This window comes from Serratia sp. EC4 (assembly GCF_059652115.1).
In genome coordinates this window covers 385263-404773 of sequence record NZ_JBNIDE010000001.1, presented here as the reverse complement: position 1 = coordinate 404773, position 19511 = coordinate 385263, and the positions used below count along the sequence as shown (strand labels likewise).

Below are 19511 nucleotides of genomic sequence, written 5' to 3'. Positions count from 1 at the left end.
GCCCCGGCGCCTGGCCTGCAGGATCAATACACCCAATCGCGCAGGGTATAAATAAGCGTGTGGCCGCTGCCGGTGAGCGTCAGCTGCTGTGCGTTTAGCGTCACTTCGGCGCCGTTTTCCAGCACGGTGCCGATCACCCGCTCCCAGCGGTTTCGCTGCTCATCAGGGCACAGCTTGCGCGTCGTGGCCAGCGATTTCACCGTCAGCACGCCGTCGCGTAATTGCCCCTGACCGAAAAAGCGGTTGCACATCGTGCCGGAGACATGCAGGTTCTCGCCGAACTCCAGATTGAGCAGCCCGCCGCCCGCCGGTGATTTTGCCGTGTCGCCATCCACGCTTTGCAACACGAAGTTGTGATGCAGCAGATCGCCTGGCGTGACGGCCGTGTGTGGTTTCATGCTGCACCCCGCTAAGGCCAGCGCCGCAAGGGCGGCCACCGTGGTTTTTCTCATCGCGTTCTCTCAAATAAACAGGGCGCCGCAAGGGCGCCCCGAGGTTACGCTCAGGCGTTCAACTGGTTCGGGCAGGCTTCGCCGCGATCCAACTGGCTGATGTTCTGCAGCGTGGTTTGGGAAATGCTGGTCAACGCCTCTTCGGTCAGGAAAGCCTGATGGCCGGTGAACAGCACGTTGTGGCAGGCCGACAGGCGGCGGAACACGTCATCCTGAATCACGTCGTTAGACTTGTCCTCAAAGAACAGATCGCGTTCGTTCTCGTAGACGTCCATCCCGAGGGCGCCGATTTTTTGCTGCTTCAGCGCATCGATGGCGGCGGTGGAGTCGATGAGCGCGCCGCGGCTGGTGTTGATCACCATTACGCCGTTTTTCATCATCGCGAAGGCGTCGGCATTCAGCAAATGGTGGTTCTCCGGCGTCAGCGGGCAGTGCAGGGTGATCACGTCGGATTGCGCGTACAGCGTCTTCAGATCGACATACTCCGCGCCCAGTTCCAGCGCCTGTTCGCTCGGGAACGGATCGTAGGCCAGCAGCTTCATGCCGAAGCCTTTCAGAATGCGCATTGTCGCCACGCCGATTTTACCGGTGCCGATCACGCCGGCGGTGCGATTGTGCATGTTAAAACCGATCAGCCCTTCCAGCGAGAAGTTGGCGTCACGGGTACGCTGATAAGCGCGGTGAATACGGCGGTTCAGGCACATCATCATGCCTACCGCGTGTTCCGCCACGGCCTCCGGCGAGTAGGCCGGCACGCGCACCACCTTGATGCCCAGTTCTTTGGCGGCGTCCAGATCGACGTTATTAAAACCGGCGCAGCGCAGGGCGAGAATTTCGACGCCCAGCGCCGCCAGTTCTTCGAGCACTTCACGGCTGCCGTCGTCGTTGACGAAGATACACACCGCCTTGCAACCGGCGGCCGTTTTGGCGGTTTTTTTACTGAGTAAAAAGTCGAAGAATTCCAGCTCATAGCCAAACTGCTGGTTCACCAGTTCGAGGTATTTACGGTCATACTGTTTGGTACTGTATATCGCCAATTTCATCGTGGTTTCTCCACCGTGATTTTGTGATCAATTTAACAGATTTTAGTAAATTCGACAATTGGTTAGCGGTTTGTCCTGCACGGGGTTTGTCCGATGAAACAGGGGGATGAAACCGGCCCGCATTGGGCCGGTTCACGCGATGTTAGCGAGCGATTTCCGTGTAATGGTGCTCATCGTAATCATGGGTCAAATACCCGTTGACGGCATCGTTAAAGGCGATCCAATGCGGCGTTTTCTGGTGTGCCGAAAGCGCCGCCTTATCGTCCCAGTTTTCGATCAGCGCATAGCTGTTTTCATCGTTCTGGCATTGCCAAAGCTGGTAAAAAGAGCAGCCGGTTTCTTTATTGGATTCCTGCACCATAGTGTTGAGCAGACTGAGAAAAGCTGGGCGTTTGGCCGGGTTGACCTGAAAAAAGACGTTGAGCGTGATCATGGTTTATTTCCTCTGTCGATAATGAAACTGGAATTTCCAGGAGGCAGCAATGTGCTGACTGCGAGGATTCTATGGGCTTGATGGTTGATTAAAAGTGAAATAAAGTTCGGTTATCATTCATTTTTGGTGAAGGCTTGCGGTGTTGAAACGTGCTCAGTTGGTCACCTTTTGCATGGTGGTGGAGTCGGAGAGTCTCACGGCTGCGGCGGAGCGGCTGTTTTGCGTGCCCTCTAACGTGACCAAGAAATTAAAAGAGTTGGAAACGGCGTGTGGCGTTACGCTATTTGATCGTGAGCGCAATCGGCTGTCGCTCACACCGGAAGGCCGGGCGCTTTACCATAAGGCCAAGCGCTTTTTGGCTATCGAAGAGCGGGCGCGAGCGCAGCTTGAACAGGATCCGGTACAGGGTGAATTGAAGCTTGGCGCGCTGGATATCGCCTTGAGTCATCATCTGCCGCAAAAGTTGGCGCATTACCGTGCGCAGAACCGCCGCGTTCAGTTGAGTGTGGTGCAAGGCTATTCGCTGGATCTGGAGTTTCAATTGCAAAAAGGGACTCTGGACGTGGTGTTTTCAGATGGGCCGATAGAACATCCGCAGCTGCAGAGCCGGCGTGCTTTTCAGGAGCGTTTGGTCTTCATTGGCGGGGCGTATCAGCCAGCGTTGCTGGCAAAAAGCGATCTCTATGTTTATTCGCGTCAATGCCACTATCGCCATCTGGTGGACGCCTGGCTGCAAAAGCAGCAAATCATCCCCGCCGCGCTGCTGGAGGTGGAATGCTACGACGTGATATTCGCCTGCGTAACAGCGGGGTTGGGGTATGCGTTTGTCCCTGAAAGCCTCGCGCGACAGCGGGAGGTGGCGTATATCGAGTGCGGGAATGAAATGCGCAGCGATATTTATGCTATCTGGCGTAAAGCGAGCGACAGCCGCATAGTACAGGCTTTTATTGAGGCCGTGATTTGAAATTAACGGCAAAAAAATCCCCACGGGGGTGTGGGGAATGGCTTCTCTAGTACACAGTTAGCTAGCAGCTAAACTTTTATTAGAATGGTTGCAAGACTATTAATCATCAACGGTAACAACAATAACAAAAGTCTGAAAACTGTCCTGTTTATGTGATGTAGTTGTAACGAAAATCTACAACTCCGCACACGTTTGCGCCAAAAAGGTGCAAATCGCTTCTGCGAGCCCGCTCGGCTTCACCCTATGTCAAATTCGTGCCATCATTATTGTCAATTCAGGCATAGACTTAACCAATGCCTAACTCAGGAACGAAGCAATCATTTAATGACCAGGCGATTGAAAGTATTCATAGGGACGGTGGCGGGCTGCGCAATCCTGGTGCTGGCGTTGTGGCAAACCTTGCCGCGCTGGCTGCCGGGGGTGTTATCGCATTGGTTGCCGGCGGGGAGCCGCCTGGAATTGCAGGGCAAATTGCACTGGCGCCAGGGCGGCCTGGCATTGGCGGGGGCGCGTTTCACTGCGCAAGATTGCCTGTTGGCCAACGTCGGGCCGACGCGGCTGGCTTACCGCCAGGGCCGCTGGCAGCTGTCGAGCGATAAGGTCAGCGTCGATAGCGCCTGTTTGTCAAAACTGCCGAGCGGCGACGCCAACAGCGCGCCGCTGGCGCTCGATCAGCTGCAGCAACAGCTGCCGCCGCTGGATCTCACCATTAATGACCTGACGCTCATTCCCTGGCAGCGCTATGCCGGCAAGCTGCAGCTTTCCTCCGGCCCCGACGGGCAACGTCTGCATTATCGGGGGCCGAATCTCAGCGCCGAGGCGCAGCTGGATGAAAAACAGCAGCTGACGTTGCAGAGCCTGACCGTGGTTCCGCCCAACAGCGCGCAACCGCTGCACCTCGCCGGCAAGATAACCATTCCGTTGGATCTGGCTAGCCTGCCGACGCAGGGCGCGTTGCAGGGGGAAATGCAGACCGCCTATCTGGAAAAACCGGTATTGCTGGACATGCGCTGGCAACAGCAGCAGGGCGTGTTGACGGTAAGCGAAAAAGGTGACGATCGCCCGCTGGCGGTGTTGCCGTGGGAAGTCTCGCCGCAGCGGGTCAGCATTAAGCAGGGAGAGTGGCGTTGGCCGTACAGCGAGCAGCCGTTGAACGGCGGGCTCAGCATCGCGCTGCACGATTGGAGCAAAGGGCTGGATGAAACGGAGATCAGCGCGCGGCTGAACGTCATCACTGCGGGTCACAACGGCAAGGGCAATGCGGTGCTCACCCTCGGGCCGGGCAAGGTGGGGTTGACCGACAGCGATCTGCGCTTCCAACTGACCGGCCAGGCCAATCTGGCCGACTTTTCCACTACCGCGTCGATCCCGGGCGTGATCGGCGGCAGCATTCTCAACCCGACGCTGGTGCTGCAGCCGGGGTCGCTGCTGCGCCTGTGGGGCAAGGTGACGCCGGAAATGACGCTGGAAGAGGCGCGTTTGCCGCTGGCGGGCGTGAAGGTGACCGCCGCCGGCATCACCGGCCGCCTGCAGGCGATTTTGAGCGCCAGCGACAGTTACTGGGGCCGCTTCAAGCTGCACCTGGACGGCCAGGCACAGGATTTCTGGCCGGACAAGGGCAACTGGCAATGGCGTTACTGGGGCAATGGCCGCTTGCCGCCGCTGCAGGCCGCCTGGGACGTCGCCGGCAGCGGCCGTTGGCGCGACAGTGAGTTGGTGCTCGACAAACTTTCCACCGGCTTCGATAAGTTGAAGTACGGTCTGGTGACGGTCGCCGCGCCGCGCCTGAGCCTCAATCAGCCGCTGCGCTGGCGGCGTGATGAACAAAGTCCGCAGTTCAACGGCGAGTTGCAGCTGGCGGCGGATAAGGTCAGCTTCAGCGACGGCGGCTATCTGCCGGCGCCGGTGCTGGCGCTGCAGGTAAACGGCCGTTCGCCGGACAGTTTCCAACTGCAGGGCAAACTGCAGGCGCAACAGATTGGGCCGATCGCGCTGCGCGGCCGTTGGGACGGCGAACGTCTGCGCGGCGAAGCCTGGTGGCCGAAACAGTCGCTGAAGGTGTTCCAACCGCTGCTGGCGCCGGATCTCAATCTCACGCTGCGCGACGGCGAGTTTTACGCGCAGTCGGCGTTTTCCGCCGCGCGCGAACAGGGGTTCGAGGCCGGTGGCCACTGGGTGGTGAAAAACGGCGGCATGTGGCTGAAGGACGGCGAGATGAGCGGCCTGGATTTTATCCTGTCGTACCGGTTCAAGCAGCATCAGTGGCAATTGGGGGCCAAACAGCCGGTGTCGCTGCGCATCAAGTCTTTCAGCAACCTGTTCGAGATGCAGAACATTTCCGCCGATCTGCAGGGCACCTATCCTTATAGCGAAAGGCAGCCGCTGACGTTGAGCAACGTCGGCGTGGACATGCTCAACGGGCATATCAGCCTGTCGGCGCTGCGGTTGCCGCAGCATGACGCCGCGGTGCTGAAGCTGGACAAGGTCGATCTCAGCGCGCTGTTCACCGCTCTGAAACCGAAGCAGTTCGCCATGTCCGGCCGGGTCGACGGCGAGCTGCCGCTGTTCCTGAATCACCCGAAATGGTTGGTGCAAAACGGCTGGATCGCCAACGCCGGCACATTGACGCTGCGCCTGGACAAAGACATGGCCGACGCCATCGGCAGCAACAACCTGGCGACCGGCGCGGCGATCGACTGGCTGCGCTACATGGAAATCAACCGTTCGCACGCCCGGGTCGATCTCGACAACCTGGGCGAGCTGACACTGAGCGCGCGCATCGACGGTATCAACCCGCAGAAAAGCGCCAAGCGCGAGGTGATCCTGAACTATCGCCATCAGGAAAACGTGTTTCAGCTGTGGCGCAGTTTGCGCTTCGGCGACAATTTACAGGAGTGGCTGGAGCAGGCCCTCTCACAACCTGGGGAGCAACAATGAAAATCATGAGTGTGTCGGCGCTGGCAGCGGTGCTGTGCGTTTCGCTGCTGAGCGGCTGCGTGCCGCGCATCGAGGTGGCGACGCCGAAGGATCCGATCACCATCAATATGAACGTCAAGATCGAGCATGAAATTCATATCAAGGTGGATAAGGACGTCGAAAACCTGCTGAAAACCCAAAGCGGTCTGTTCTAGGAGCCGACATGAAAAAACGTTATTTGTGGCTGGCCGGCGCCGCCTGGTTGTTCAGCGGCATGGCGATGGCGTTGACGCTGGATGAGGCGAAGCAGCAAGGTCGGGTGGGGGAAACCCTGAGCGGTTATATCGCGCCGGTGAAGCAGGACGCGGAAACCCTGGCGCTGGTGAAACGCATCAACGCCGGCCGCGCCGAGAAGTATCAGGAAGTGGCGGACGGCAACCATATCGCCGTCGACGAAGTGGCGCGCATGGCCGGGCAAAAGCTGGTGACGCGCGCGCAAAGCGGCGAGTATGTGCGCGGCATCAACGGGCAGTGGCTGAAGAAATAAAAAAAAGCGCGCCGTCTGGCGCGCCAAAAGATACGGATAGATGATTATTATGAGGGTAGTGCAGGTTTGACAGGACTTGCCTCTTGTCCGGCAGGGGCACGGCGCCCCTGCGCAGGGTCTTAGGCAGCAACCACCTGAGACAGAGCCGCCTTGGCGTCTTCCTGTGCTTTGGTCGCCACTTCCGGGCCATAGGCGATGCCTTCCGCGAAGACGAACTCCACGTCGGTGATGCCGATGAAGCCCAGGAACAGACGCAGGTAAGGTTCTACCAGGTCGGTCGGGGTGCCTTTATGGATGCCGCCGCGGCTGGTCAGGATCACGGCGCGTTTGTTTTTCACCAGGCCTTCCGGACCGTTTTCGGTGTAACGGAAGGTCACGCCGGCGCGGGCAACCAGGTCGAAATAGTTTTTCAGCTGGGTCGGGATGTTGAAGTTGTACATCGGTGCGGCAATCACGATGACGTCATTGGCCTGCAGCTCGGCGATCAGCTCGTCCGACAGCGCCAGCGCTTCTTGTTGACGCGGGGTCAACGGAGCATCGGAAGGACGCAGCGCGCCGACCAGTTCGCCGTCCAGCACCGGGATTGGCTGTGCGGCCAGATCGCGCACGGTGATGGTGTCGCCGCCATGGGCGTTGCTCCATTGCTCTACGAAGAAATCGGCCAGTTGGTTAGACTGAGAGTAGGTCGCCAGGATGCTTGATTTCAGAACCAATACGTTGCTCATCGATAATTCCTTACGTTGTGACAGTGACATCAGGACTCAGCGTCCCTTGCATGAAGTACATGCTATTCACATTCCACCCACAGTGATAGCGCAATATTTCGAGATCTTCGTTCGATTTTATTGAATAACATGCCGAGGCTTTACTCGCGAAAGTAGGGGGAAAAAGCCGTTTGTGATAGGCTGTGCGGCTAAAGCAAAAAAATCGCTAAAAAAACATTAAACCGTTGCCAAGCCTGGTCTTGGCCACGATGAAACAAGGAACACCGAACGTGAAATCTCCGCTCGAGGCACTGCCGGCCCAACTGGGCGAGCTGATGCTCCGCGATCAACAACGCCTGCGTCGTCGCCTGCAGGGCGCACGAAAAATCAAAAATCCCGATGCCCAGCTGGCGGTCGCCGCCGAAGTGGAAAGCGACATCGCGGCGGCGCGGCAAAAAGTGCAGGCGCGCGCCGCGTCTTGCCCGCGCATTACCTATCCGGAAAGCCTGCCGGTCAGCCAGAAAAAGCAGGACATTTTAAACGCTGTCCGCGATCACCAGGTGGTGATCGTCGCCGGGGAGACCGGTTCGGGGAAAACCACCCAGTTGCCGAAGATCTGTCTGGAGCTGGGGCGTGGCGTGAAAGGGCTGATCGGCCATACCCAGCCGCGCCGCCTGGCGGCGCGCACCGTCGCCAACCGCATCGCCGACGAGCTGGAAACCCCGCTCGGCGGCAGCGTGGGCTACAAGGTGCGCTTCAACGATCAGGTGGGGGAAAACACCCTGGTCAAGCTGATGACCGACGGTATCTTGCTGGCGGAGATTCAGCAGGATCGCCTGCTGATGCAGTACGACACGCTGATCATCGATGAAGCGCACGAGCGCAGCCTCAACATCGACTTTATTCTCGGCTACCTGCGCGAACTGTTGCCGAAGCGCCCGGATCTCAAGGTGATCATCACCTCGGCGACCATCGATCCGCAGCGCTTCTCGCGCCACTTCAACAATGCGCCGATCATCGAGGTTTCCGGACGCACTTACCCGGTGGAGGTGCGTTACCGCCCGGTGGTCGACGACGGCGACGATACCGATCGCGACCAGCTGCAGGCGATTTTCGATGCGGTGGACGAGCTTGGACGCGAAGGGCCGGGCGACATTCTGATCTTCATGAGCGGCGAGCGCGAGATCCGCGACACCGCCGACGCCCTGAACCGCCTCAATCTGCCGCACACCGAAGTGCTGCCGCTGTATGCGCGTCTGTCGAACAGCGAGCAGAATCGGGTGTTCCAGTCGCACCACGGCCGCCGTATCGTGCTGGCCACCAACGTGGCGGAAACCTCGCTGACGGTGCCGGGCATCAAATACGTCATCGATCCGGGCACCGCGCGCATCAGCCGCTACAGCTTCCGCACCAAGGTGCAGCGCCTGCCGATCGAGCCGGTGTCGCAGGCCTCCGCCAACCAGCGTAAAGGGCGTTGCGGCCGCGTGTCGGAAGGGGTGTGCATTCGTCTGTACTCCGAACAGGATTTCCTGTCGCGGCCGGCGTTTACCGATCCGGAAATTCTGCGCACCAACCTGGCGTCGGTCATTCTGCAGATGACCTCGCTGGGGCTGGGCGACATCGCCGCGTTTCCGTTCGTCGAAGCGCCGGATAAACGCAACATTCAGGATGGCGTGCGCCTGCTGGAAGAGCTGGGGGCGATCGCCACCGCCGACAACGGCCACTATCAGCTGACGCCGCAAGGCCGCCAACTGGCGCAGTTGCCGATCGACCCGCGTCTGGCGCGCATGGTGCTGGAAGCGCAGAAGAGCGGCAGCGTGCGCGAGGTGATGATCATCACCGCCGCGCTGTCGATTCAGGATCCGCGTGAGCGCCCGATGGACAAGCAGCAGGCCTCGGACGAAAAACACCGCCGCTTCGCCGACAAAGACTCGGATTTCCTGGCGTTCGTCAACCTGTGGGATTATCTGCAGGAGCAGCAAAAGGCGAACTCTTCCAGCCAGTTCCGCCGGCTGTGCCGCAACGATTTCCTCAATTACCTGCGGGTGCGCGAGTGGCAGGATATCTATACCCAACTGCGCCAGGTGGTGAAAGAGCTGGGGCTGCCGATCAACAGCACGCCTTCCGACTACCGCAGCGTGCACACCGCGCTGCTGACCGGCTTGCTGTCGCACGTTGGCCAGAAGGATGCGGACAAGCAGGAATTTACCGGCGCGCGCAACGCCCGCTTTTCGATCTTCCCCGGCTCCGGCCTGTTCAAGAAGCCGCCGAAGTGGACCATGGTGGCCGAACTGGTGGAAACCAGCCGCCTGTGGGGGCGCATCGCCGCGCGCATCGAACCGGAATGGATCGAGCCGCTGGCTCAGCATCTGGTGAAACACAGCTACAGCGAGCCGCATTGGTCGAAGTCGCAGGGGGCGGTGATGGCCAGCGAAAAGGTCACGCTGTTCGGTTTGCCGATCGTCGCGGCGCGCCAGGTCAATTACGGCGCCATCGATCCATTGCTGTGCCGCGAGCTGTTTATCCGCCATGCGCTGGTGGAGGGGGACTGGCAGACGCGCCACGCCTTCTTCCGCGACAACCAAAAGCTGCGCGCCGAAGTGGAAGAGCTGGAGCATAAATCGCGCCGCCGCGATATTCTGGTGGACGACGAAACGCTGTTCGGCTTCTACGATCGCCGGATCCCCAACGACGTGGTGTCCGGCCGTCATTTCGACAGCTGGTGGAAGAACGCGGCCAAACAGCAGCCGGATCTGCTGAACTTCGAAAAAGAGATGCTGATCAAAGACGGCGCCAACAAGATCAGCGCGCTCGACTACCCGAACTTCTGGCATCAGGGCAATCTCAAGCTGCGGCTGAGCTATCAGTTCGAACCGGGCACCGACGCCGACGGCGTGACGGTGCATATTCCGCTGCCGATCCTCAATCAGGTGGAGGAGCAGGGCTTCGAGTGGCAAATCCCCGGCATCCGCCGTGAGCTGGTGATTGCGCTGATCAAGTCGCTGCCGAAACCAGTGCGTCGCAACTTCGTGCCGGCGCCGAACTACGCCGAGGCGTTCCTGGGCCGCGTAACGGCGCTGGAATTGCCGCTGCTGGACGCGCTGGAGCGCGAGCTGCGGCGCATGACTGGTGTGACCGTGTCACGTGATGACTGGCAGTGGGATCAGGTGCCCGATCACCTGAAGATGACTTTCCGCGTGGTGGGAGAGAAAAACCAGACGCTGCGCGAAGGCAAAGACCTGGCCGCGTTGCGCCTGCAGCTGAAAGAGAAGGTGCAGGAGACGCTGTCGGCGGTGGCCGACGACGGGCTGGAGCAGAGCAATCTGCATGTCTGGAGCTTTGGCCAACTGCCGGCGTTTTACGAGCAGAAGCGCGGCGGCTATTCGATGAAGGCTTACCCGGCGCTGGTGGATGAAAAGGACAGCGTGGCGATCCGCCTGTTCGACAGCGAAATCGAGCAGCAACAGGCGATGTGGCAGGGCACGCGCCGCCTGCTGTTGCTGAATATTCCTTCGCCGATCAAATACCTGCATGAAAAGCTGCCGAACAAGGCCAAGCTGGGGCTCTATTTCAACCCGTACGGCAAGGTGCTGGAGCTGATCGACGACTGCATTTCGTGCGGCATCGACAAGCTGATCGCCGAACACGGCGGCCCGGTCTGGCAAGAAGAAGGCTTTGCGCGCCTGCAGGAGCAGATCCGCGCCGAGCTGAACGACACGGTCGTCGAGGTGGCCAAGCAGGTTGAACAGATCCTGACGGCGGTCTTCAACATCAACAAACGGCTGAAGGGCCGGGTGGACATGTCGTTGGCGCTGGCGCTGTCGGACATCAAGACCCAGCTCGGCGGGCTGGTCTACCGCGGCTTCGTGACCGGCAACGGGTGGAAACGCCTGCCGGATACGCTGCGTTACCTGCAGGCGATCGAGCGCCGATTGGAAAAATTGGCTATCGATCCGCACCGCGACCGCGCGCAGATGTTGCGGGTGGAGCAGGTGCAGCAGGCGTGGCAGCAGTGGTTGAAAAAGCTGCCGCCGAAGCGACAGCAGGAGGAAGAGGTGAAGGCGGTGCGCTGGATGATCGAAGAGCTGCGCGTCAGCCTGTTCGCGCAGCAGTTGGGCACGCCTTACCCTATTTCCGACAAGCGCATTTTGCAAACTATCGAGCAGCTTTCGGGTTAAGCTCGGGCGCACCGGCCGGCAAGCGGCCGGCGCACCACAGGCTCAACAGGCCGCACAGCAGCAGCGTGGCGGCCAAGTCCTGCCCGCGCGCCGCGATCGTCAGCCCCAGGCCGATCAACAGATAGTACAGCAGCCCGAATAACGCGCCGGCGGTGCCGAGTTGCTGCCGGTAGCGGCTCAGCGCCTGGCTCAGCACATTCGGGATAGCCAACCCGAACGCCAGCATCACCAGCGCGCAGGGGAGCAGCATCCACAGGCTGTGTTGCCACCAGAACAATGCCACGCCGCTGGCCGCCGCCAGCAAACCGCCCAGCAGGATCTGATGTTTGGCGCTGACGCCGCGCGCCAGCAGGTGGCGGTTCAACAGCGCCCCCGCCAGGCTGCCCAAAGCCAGCATCACGCCCGAGTAGCCAAATTGTTGGCTGTTCAACCCCAGCCTTTCAAACATGAACGGCGCCAGGCTGAAGTAGCTGAACACCATGATATTGAAGCTGGCGACCAGCAGCGCCGAGCACCAGATGTGCCGATCGCGCAGTATTGCCGTCAGGGCAATGCCCGGCGCGGCAGCCGTTGCGGTTTGCCGCCGCCGCGTTTCCGGCAATGTGCCGTAGCTCCACAGCAGCAGCGCCAGCGCCCAGGCCGCCTGTGCGTTGAAAATCGCCGCGCTGCCGCCCCAGGCGACCAGCGCGCCGCCGGCGAACATCCCCAGCAGCGGGCTGATGGAGAGCGCGATGCCGACCAGCGCGAACATGCGCCCCAGCGCGGGGCCTTGATAGACATCACGCAGCATGGTTTGCGTGACGATTGAGCCGACCGCGGCGCCGAAGGCGATCAGCGCACGGGCGGCCAGCAACAGCGTGAAACTGCCGCTCAGCAGCGCGAGGCCGGCGCCGACCAGATAGAGCGCCAGGCCGGCCAGCATCGCCGGACGGCGGCCGAACCGATCGCAGAAGGCTCCCCAAAAGGCGACGCCGAGGGCGAAGGCGAAGAAATAGATGGATAACGTCTGCCCGGCCTGCGCGGCGCTGACGCCGAAGTCGCTGCGGATGGCGGTGAGCGCCGGGCTGTACAGCGTTTCCAGGAGCTGCGGCGTCATGATGGCGGTGACGAGCAGCGGCAAAGATAAGCGTTGCATGATGCACATTCTCCCTAAAAGTTAAGGCGGCCAGTATAGGGAGCGGCGTTTTGTTCGATTACAATCATCCGGACAAAAAACAACAGGTATAGGACAGTCTGATGGCGCTGATTCAACAGCATCACCCGTTCGACCCGGATCGGCTGCCGGCACCGGCTCTCGGCATCGCGGCGGCACTGGCGGATCACGACTCCGGGCTGCATTGGCATCAGCGTTCGCAGCTGCTGTATGCGCCGCAGGGGTGCATGACGGTCACGTTGGCGCAGCAGTGGCTGATTCTGCCGCCGACGCGCAGCGTCTGGATACCGGGCGGCATTGCGCATCGGGTGCAGCTGCGCGGCCGCGTCGCGTATCGCTCGCTGTATTTCGATCCGGCGCTGACGGCCGCCATGCCGCCACAGGCAACGGTGCTGGCGGTAAACCCGCTGTTGGCGGCGATCGTCGAGCGCATCGCGCACTGGCCGCTGGACTATGCGTTGGCACAGCCCCACGCGCGCGATTTGCTGGCGGTGCTGATCAATGAGTTGGGCGAGGCGCAGCGCGAGAATACCCAGTTGCGGCTGCCGCAGGATAAGCGTCTTGCCGCCTGGCTGGCGACGCTGTCGGAGAGCGACGAGTTGCCGGCGTTGGCGGCGTTGGCGCAGCGCTTGCACCTGCACGCCAAAACGCTGACGCGGCTATTTCAGCGGGAAACCGGCCTGAGCTATCAGCAGTGGTGCCAGCAGTGGCGGCTGATGCGCGCGATCGAACTGCTGGCGTCGTTGCCGTCGGTCAGCGCGGTGGCGCAGCGGTTGGGGTTTTCCAGCGACAGTGCGTTTATCGCGTTTTTCCGTCAGTTCACCGGCACCACGCCGCGGCGCTATATGCAAGGAGGCTGAAAAAGCACAACGGCGCATAATGCGCCGTTGTGAGAGGATTATTTGCCTGCCGCCAGGGCGTCCAGCGCTTCGCGGATGCCGGGCACTGCCAGGGCGCGGTTATCGGCGCGATAGCGATCTTTCGCCGCCGGCGCCGAGCTTTGGATGGCGATCAGCTGCCAGCCGTCGGCGGTTTTCAACAGCAGCGGTGAGCCGCTGTCGCCGGGCAGGGTATCACATTGGTGCGACAGTACGCCTTGCTGGGCCCAGCCGGTGACCTTGCAGTTTTGGTGGCTGTAGAGGTCATCCAGGTGGTCTTCCGGGTAACCCGCCTGAGTTATTAGCCGCTTGGCCTGTTTTAGGGCCTGGGTCAACGCCTTGCTGTCGCCTTGCCACAGCGGCAACGGCGCGATCGGCAGCGGCTTTTTGTCTTTCAGACGGATCAGCGCAAAGTCATAAGCGGCCGCCGCGGGCGGGACGATCCAGCCATCACCGTCCGGCTTCAGCTTTTTGCCCAGCTTGCTGTCGACCAGGGTCTCGATATCGCCGGTTTGATACCGCCAGGATTTATCGCCCGCCACGAAGCGCAGGGCGATGGCTTTATCCAGTTGCCCGGGCGGCGCCAGAACGCAATGGCCGGCGGTCAACGCCAGGTGCGGAGAGATCAGCGTGGCGGTACACAGATTGCCGCTGGCGGTTTCGACCTGGCCGATGGCTTGCCACGGCTGGGCGGCGGTATCCGTGACCTTGATTCGTTCATCTTTGCCGAAAAACAGACGCGTTTGCTCGGCCTTGGACGGGCCGTCGGCGCGTGCCGCCTGAGCAGCGATAAGCGGGAGTGAGCACAGCAACAGTAAAACGGATATGCGCATAGATCTCTTGCCTGACAAATACGGATCATCCATAAACACACTGAATGCTAACTATAGACTGATTTAGCAGCCATGTGGATGGGCAATAATTGATTTTTCAATAATTTCCCGCCGGCAACGCGGCAGGCTACAGGTAAAAAAAGACGGCGATCAGTCCGCAAAGGATCAGGGCGGTCAGAACGATCTCGAACAGGTAGCGGCGCAGCATCAATGAGAACCCCCCGATGAAAAAACACCCGGCGAACCGGGTGTCGTACACGTCAAGCCTGAAGCGGTGAGGGGACCCTCACGTCATTACGCTTTTTTGTGGCTGGCTTTCTTGTGGTGCTTTTTAGCCGCCTGTGCCTTTTGAGCCGGGGATTTCTTCGCGGCTTTTTTGTGATGCTTCTTAGCCGCCTGCGCTTTCTGTACCGGTGCTTTTTTGCCGTGGTGTTTCACCTGAGCTTTAGCCGGCGCAGCGGTGGCGGTGGTTGCGGTAGCCGCAGGTGCGGTGGTGGCAGCCTCGGCAGCGAAAGCCACGGAAGACAGACCCATTGCAGCGGCAACAACCAGAGCTAATACTTTTTTCATCGTAGAATCCTCAACATGACTTTTGGGTATCAACCCCACTGCGGGGCCGTTGAAATGATAGTAGGCAAACGGCGCCCGGCTTTCCGTGAGTGATTGGTTTCGGCATGTAACCTAATGTACAGGGCGGCGGCGGCGAGGGGATTGCTGCTATAATGACCGCCAGGCACGGTAAAAGAGATTTAAAATGAACGAGATAGTGATTCGTTGTGGCGTGACCGAACAGGGCGAGGTGCCGCTGGCCTATGAGGACTGGGGCGATGAGGCGCACCCGCCGCTGCTGCTCATCATGGGCATCGGCGCGCAGCTTCTGTTGTGGCCTGACGACTTCTGCCGCGCCCTGGTGGCCCAGGGATTTCGGGTGATCCGTTATGACAACCGCGACGTCGGCCTTTCCGGCAAAACGCAGGCGCAGCGCACGCAGCCGTTGTGGCTGCTGATGCTGCGCGCTCAGCTCGGCTGGCAAACGCCGGTGCCTTATACCCTGGCGGACATGGCGACAGACGCGGCGCATCTGCTCGATCATTTACGCATCCCGCAGGCTCACGTACTGGGCGCTTCGATGGGAGGGATGATCGCCCAGGTGCTGGCCGCCGAATACCCGCAGCGCGTCGCCTCGTTATGCATCTTGTTCTCCAGCACCAATCAGCCGCTGTTGCCACCGCCGGCGCCTTCGCTGTTGTGGCTGTTGGCGCGCCGGCCGGCGGCCGATTTGACGCTGCAGCAGCGCCACGAGGGAATGAAGGCCTTCCTGCGCGCGCTCGGTACCCGGTTTTACCCGCCGGAGGAGGCGGAACTGGATGCATTGGTGAATCGGCTATTGAAGCGGGGCGTGGATCCCGAAGGCGTGCAGCGGCAACTTTCCGCGTTGCTCGGCAGCGGCGATCTGCGTCGCTACAGCCGGCGCATAGCCGCGCCGACGCTGGTCATTCACGGCGATCGCGATCGGCTGGTGCGCAAGGCCGGCGGGGTGGCGATCGCTCGGGCTGTCGTCAACGCCAAATTGCATATTATGCCGGGCATGGGGCATGACCTGCCTGCGCCGTTGAGGCCGCAGCTGGCGGCGATGATCGCCCGTCATGCGCTGGGATGAGAAGCCGGGACGCCGGCGTTTTTTGCCATTTTAGTTACAACATACTAATGATGAGTAGCCACCCGCCACTCTGCGGCCAAGGCGTTGTCGGCAGGGAACGTGCGCTATGAAACATTATCCGGTCATGCAGACGGAAAAAGGGCGCGGCTGGGGCCGCGCCAGGAGAGATTACAGGTAGCGGTTTTCCAAATGCTGGCGGAAGTAGCGTGGGTTGAGCGCTTCGCCGGTCGCATTGACGATCAGCGTCTCGGTCGGGAAACGGCTGCCGTGGCGCCAGATGTTGTGCTGCAACCAGTGGAACAGCGGCTGCAGGTTGCCGGCGGCGATATCTTCGCTCAGCGAAGGCAGGGCCTGGCGCACGCTGTGGAACAGCTGCGCGGCGTACATCGCGCCGAGGGTGTAAGTCGGGAAGTAGCCGAAGGCGCCGTCGGTCCAGTGAATATCCTGCATGCAGCCATTGCGGTAGTTGCCGATGGTGTCGAGGCCGAGGTAAGCACTCATCTTCTCATTCCACAGCGCCGGAATGTCTTCCACTTCGATATCGCCTTCGATCAGCGCTTTTTCAATTTCGTAGCGCAGGATGACGTGAGCAGGATAGCTCACCTCGTCGGCGTCGACGCGGATCAGGCCCGGTTTAACGCGCTGGTTGAGGCGAATGAAGTTGGCTTCTTCCAGCGCCGGCTGTTCGCCAAACTGTGCGGTGACTAACGGACGCAATATTTTCAGGAATTCATTGCCGCGCGCCAGCTGCATTTCGAACAGCAGGCTCTGCGATTCGTGGATAGCGGTGGAACGGGCCAGGGCGACCGGCTGGCCGAGCAGATCGCGCGGCAGGTTTTGCTCGTAGCGGGCGTGGCCGGTCTCGTGCACGATGCCGAGCAGCGCGGTCAAAAACTCTTTCTCGTTGTAACGCGTGGTGATGCGTACATCTTCCGGCACGCCGCCGCAGAACGGGTGGGCGCTGACGTCGACGCGGCCGTTGTCGAAGTTGAAACCGAGCAGTTTCATCACGCTCAGGCTCAGCTGACGCTGGGTGTCCACATTGAATGGACCTTGTGGCGCCTGGCAGGGCTCATTAGCCTGTTTGGCCACCACGCGTTGCAACAGATCCGGCAGCCAGGTTTTCAGATCGCCGAAGATGCGGTCGAGATCGCTGCTGCGCATGCCCGGTTCATACAGGTTAAGCAGGGCGTCGTAACGGCTGGTGCCGGCCGCCTGCGCGCGGATCTGCGCCTCTTCCCGACTGAGCTTGACCACCTCGCGCAGATTCTCGGCGAAGCCGTCCCAGTCGTTGGCCGGGCGTTGGGCGCGCCAGGCGTGTTCGCAGCGCGCGCCGGCCAGCGACTTGGCTTCGACCAGCGAGGCCGGCAGCAGCACGGCGTCTTCATACTGGCGGCGCATTTCGCGCAGGTTGGCGCGGTCGATCTCGTCCAGCGTCTCTTGCTGCGCGCGATCCAACAGCGCGCCGGTGCTTTCCGCCGTTAAAATCTGGTGCTGCAGCACGCTCAGCTCAGCCAGCGCCTCGGAACGTGCCTTGCTGCCGCCCGGCGGCATCATGGTTTGCATGTCCCAACCGGCGATGGCGGACAGGTGGCCGAAACGCGACAACCGGCTGAACAGGGCGCGCAGGTGATCGTAAGCAGACGTGTTGGAATGTGCAGATGTCATTATTATTCGGCTCCAATGAGAAGGTCTGGCGGCATTACGCCAGATCGGCTTTTAAACTGAATGTCGGCTTTACCGGCCAGCAGAAACGGAAACTGGCGCCGCCGAGCGAACTGCCTTCGACGAACACCTGCCCCTGGTAGGCGACGGCGATGGAATGGACGATGGCCAGGCCCAACCCGCAGCCGCCGGTAGCGCGATCGCGGCTGGGGTCGAGACGGACGAAAGGTTCAAACACCCGCTCGCGCTCTTCCGGCGGGATGCCCGGCCCGTCATCCTCGACCTGCAAGCAGGCGAGGTCGCCGTCAAACCACAGGCCGACGCGCAGACGCTGTTCGGAATAGCGCAGCGCGTTGTTGACCAGGTTGTCGAGCACGCGCTCCATCAGGCGCAGATCGACGCCGCCGAAGTCGCCGACGTGCGGGATATCGAGCTGGATGTCGCGTTCCTGATGAATAAGACGGATATCATCGACCTTGTCCTCAAGCCATTTTGGCAGATCGATGGGTTCAATGTTTAACGCAACCTGCGGGCGATCCAAACGGGCATAGGTCAGCAGCTCGTCGATCAGCGACTCCAGCTGGCCGATATCGCGGTTCAACGCCTGCTGCTCGCTTTCGGACAGGTTATCGCTCATTTCGAGCCGGTAACGCAGGCGCACCAGCGGCGTGCGCAGCTCGTGCGCGATGCCGTCGATCAGCTGTTTCTTGCTGGCGATCAGGGTGTTGACGCTGTCGGCCATCTGGTTGAACGCCACGCCGAGCCGGCTCAGGCTGGAGGTGGGATCGAAGTGGGTGCGTTCATCCAGGTGCCCGGCGCCGAGTCGCTGGGCGGCGTTTTCCAGCTTCAGCAGATCTTGCCAGTGCGGCCGCATCCACAGAAACACCGGCAGCGCCAGCGACATGCCGATAAACACCAGCAATACCAGATCCAGCAGGCGCATCTGGTGCAGATAGAACAGATAAGGAATGGGGCCGACCACCAACACGTAGTGGCTGCGCGGAATGCGCTGCATAAAGGTGTACTGATCGTCGAGGGCGATGATTTCCCCCAGCCGCAGCCGTTTTTTCAGATCCTCGCTCAGCTCCTGTTTGCCGAGCGGTTCGATATGCAGTTTGAACGACAGGTTGAGATCCAGCGTGGCGATGGTCTTGTTCCAGTCCTTCAGCGGGATTTCGCGCAGCTCGCTGCGCATCAGGTACAGCGAACTTTTCATCAGATCGTCCATCGACTGGCGGCCGGCGCGCTCGGCGGTCACCTTGTACACCAGGCCAACCAGCATCGCCATCACCAGAAAACAGACGAACAGCAACAGGAAGAACTGGACGAAAAGTTTTCTCATTGTTGCACCGATGCCCAGGCATTAGGGGCGAACAGATAACCTTTATTGCGCACGGTCTTGATGCGGAACGGCTCCAGCGCGTTGTCGTACAGCTTGCGGCGCAGGCGGGAGATCGCCACGTCGATACTGCGGTCCATACCGTCGTAGCTCACGCCGCGCAGGTTTTGCAGCAACGCTTCGCGATCCATGATCTGCCCGGCGTGGGTCGCCAGTTCCCACAACAAATCGAAATCCGAGGTGGACAGGGTGATCGTCTCTTCGCCCAGCGTGACCTGCCGGTTGACCGGATCGATGCACAATAGCCCAAAATGCAGCGCGTTATGCTGGGTGAGCGGCTGAACCGACTCTTCTTTTGGCTGCTGGTTGTGTTGGCGCAGGTGCAAACGCAGGCGGGCCAGCAACACCGCCGGCGGCGTGGTTTTCAGGATATAGTCGTTGGCGCCCATCTCCAGCGACAGAATATGGTTCATGTCGCTGTCGAGCGAGGTGAGCAGCACGATCGGGCCGGGGAAGGTAGGGCGCAGATCGCGGCACAGCGTCATGCCGTCTTTGCCGGGCAGCATGATGTCCAGCAGCACCAAATCGGGTTGCTCGCGCTCGATGCGCGCCTGCGCGCTGTCGCCGCGCGGTTCGATCAGCACCTCGATGTCGTGTTTGCCCAGATAGGCGGCGATCAGTTTGCCGACTTCAGGATCGTCTTCCACAAAAACAATTTTATGCATATGCCCGTGTTTTAATAAGAA

The 19511-nt window shown here is 60.6% G+C and carries 18 protein-coding genes; 7 read left to right on the top strand and 11 right to left on the bottom strand.

Annotated elements, in window-relative coordinates; genetic code table 11:
- Positions 1-23: 23 nt before the first annotated feature.
- The 3 genes from hslJ to ACP39K_RS01815 all read right to left on the bottom strand — a co-directional run bounded on the left by hslJ (position 24) and on the right by ACP39K_RS01815 (position 1928).
- Complete coding sequence (gene hslJ / locus ACP39K_RS01825; RefSeq protein WP_497008264.1) at positions 24-452, bottom strand: heat shock protein HslJ; 429 nt, start codon at positions 450-452, stop codon at positions 24-26.
- Positions 453-502: 50 nt separating this feature from the next.
- On the bottom strand, positions 503-1495 hold the full coding sequence (locus ACP39K_RS01820) for a 2-hydroxyacid dehydrogenase (RefSeq protein ID WP_016927571.1): 993 nt from the start codon (positions 1493-1495) through the stop codon (positions 503-505).
- A gap of 142 nt (positions 1496-1637) precedes the next feature.
- Positions 1638-1928, bottom strand: a complete 291-nt coding sequence (locus ACP39K_RS01815) for a putative quinol monooxygenase (RefSeq protein ID WP_016927572.1) — start codon at positions 1926-1928, stop codon at positions 1638-1640.
- A 139-nt stretch (positions 1929-2067) separates the two neighbouring features.
- Here ACP39K_RS01815 and ACP39K_RS01810 point away from each other — a divergent pair, with 139 nt between their 5' ends.
- From ACP39K_RS01810 to ACP39K_RS01795, 4 genes are all read left to right on the top strand, one after another.
- Positions 2068-2892, top strand: a complete 825-nt coding sequence (locus ACP39K_RS01810) for a LysR family transcriptional regulator (RefSeq protein ID WP_197754945.1) — start codon at positions 2068-2070, stop codon at positions 2890-2892.
- 324 nt (positions 2893-3216) lie between these two features.
- Positions 3217-5829: a YdbH family protein gene (locus ACP39K_RS01805; RefSeq protein WP_244757602.1), complete on the top strand. Its 2613-nt coding sequence runs from the start codon at positions 3217-3219 to the stop codon at positions 5827-5829.
- Positions 5826-6023 (top strand): YnbE family lipoprotein, encoded by a 198-nt coding sequence (locus ACP39K_RS01800; RefSeq protein ID WP_004930472.1) that lies wholly within the window; start codon positions 5826-5828, stop codon positions 6021-6023. Before ACP39K_RS01805 ends, ACP39K_RS01800 begins: the two co-directional genes overlap by 4 nt.
- Positions 6024-6031: 8 nt before the next feature.
- Positions 6032-6355, top strand: coding sequence for a YdbL family probable chaperone protein (locus ACP39K_RS01795; RefSeq protein ID WP_048796882.1), 324 nt, complete (start codon positions 6032-6034; stop codon positions 6353-6355).
- Between the two features lie 119 nt (positions 6356-6474).
- Here ACP39K_RS01795 and azoR read toward each other — a convergent pair whose 3' ends face one another.
- The gene (azoR, locus tag ACP39K_RS01790; protein WP_016927576.1) at positions 6475-7080 is read right to left on the bottom strand and encodes an FMN-dependent NADH-azoreductase; all 606 of its coding nucleotides are present in this window, start codon (positions 7078-7080) and stop codon (positions 6475-6477) included.
- A gap of 269 nt (positions 7081-7349) precedes the next feature.
- Here azoR and hrpA point away from each other — a divergent pair, with 269 nt between their 5' ends.
- Positions 7350-11237 (top strand): ATP-dependent RNA helicase HrpA, encoded by a 3888-nt coding sequence (gene hrpA, locus ACP39K_RS01785; protein ID WP_497008263.1) that lies wholly within the window; start codon positions 7350-7352, stop codon positions 11235-11237.
- On the opposite strand, the gene ACP39K_RS01780 is transcribed toward hrpA, so the two are convergent.
- Complete coding sequence (locus ACP39K_RS01780; protein ID WP_497008262.1) at positions 11215-12372, bottom strand: MFS transporter; 1158 nt, start codon at positions 12370-12372, stop codon at positions 11215-11217. The two genes, hrpA and ACP39K_RS01780, sit on opposite strands and share 23 nt — an antisense overlap.
- A gap of 101 nt (positions 12373-12473) precedes the next feature.
- Between ACP39K_RS01780 and ACP39K_RS01775 the strand changes: the two genes are divergently transcribed.
- Entirely contained in the window at positions 12474-13250 is a 777-nt protein-coding gene (locus ACP39K_RS01775) for an AraC family transcriptional regulator (protein WP_330764912.1), read from the top strand.
- A 38-nt stretch (positions 13251-13288) separates the two neighbouring features.
- On the opposite strand, the gene ACP39K_RS01770 is transcribed toward ACP39K_RS01775, so the two are convergent.
- The 3 genes from ACP39K_RS01770 to asr all read right to left on the bottom strand — a co-directional run bounded on the left by ACP39K_RS01770 (position 13289) and on the right by asr (position 14671).
- Positions 13289-14101: a trypsin-like serine peptidase gene (locus ACP39K_RS01770; protein ID WP_016927580.1), complete on the bottom strand. Its 813-nt coding sequence runs from the start codon at positions 14099-14101 to the stop codon at positions 13289-13291.
- Positions 14102-14228: 127 nt separating this feature from the next.
- Complete coding sequence (ydgU, locus tag ACP39K_RS01765; RefSeq protein ID WP_016927581.1) at positions 14229-14360, bottom strand: small membrane protein YdgU; 132 nt, start codon at positions 14358-14360, stop codon at positions 14229-14231.
- A gap of 35 nt (positions 14361-14395) precedes the next feature.
- Positions 14396-14671: an acid resistance repetitive basic protein Asr gene (gene asr, locus ACP39K_RS01760; RefSeq protein WP_033640174.1), complete on the bottom strand. Its 276-nt coding sequence runs from the start codon at positions 14669-14671 to the stop codon at positions 14396-14398.
- Positions 14672-14855: 184 nt separating this feature from the next.
- On the opposite strand from asr, the gene ACP39K_RS01755 reads away from it, so the two are divergent.
- Positions 14856-15761 (top strand): alpha/beta fold hydrolase, encoded by a 906-nt coding sequence (locus ACP39K_RS01755; protein WP_049299368.1) that lies wholly within the window; start codon positions 14856-14858, stop codon positions 15759-15761.
- 168 nt (positions 15762-15929) lie between these two features.
- Here ACP39K_RS01755 and ACP39K_RS01750 read toward each other — a convergent pair whose 3' ends face one another.
- The 3 genes from ACP39K_RS01750 to rstA are packed head-to-tail and all read right to left on the bottom strand — an operon-like array spanning position 15930 to position 19490.
- A complete protein-coding gene (locus ACP39K_RS01750; RefSeq protein ID WP_033640176.1) occupies positions 15930-17429 on the bottom strand; it encodes a carboxypeptidase M32 in 1500 nt (499 codons plus the stop codon).
- A 34-nt stretch (positions 17430-17463) separates the two neighbouring features.
- Positions 17464-18768 (bottom strand): two-component system sensor histidine kinase RstB, encoded by a 1305-nt coding sequence (gene rstB, locus ACP39K_RS01745; protein ID WP_033640178.1) that lies wholly within the window; start codon positions 18766-18768, stop codon positions 17464-17466.
- Positions 18765-19490: a two-component system response regulator RstA gene (gene rstA, locus ACP39K_RS01740; protein WP_048795003.1), complete on the bottom strand. Its 726-nt coding sequence runs from the start codon at positions 19488-19490 to the stop codon at positions 18765-18767. The genes rstB and rstA overlap by 4 nt, the downstream gene beginning before the upstream one ends.
- Positions 19491-19511: the final 21 nt, after the last annotated feature.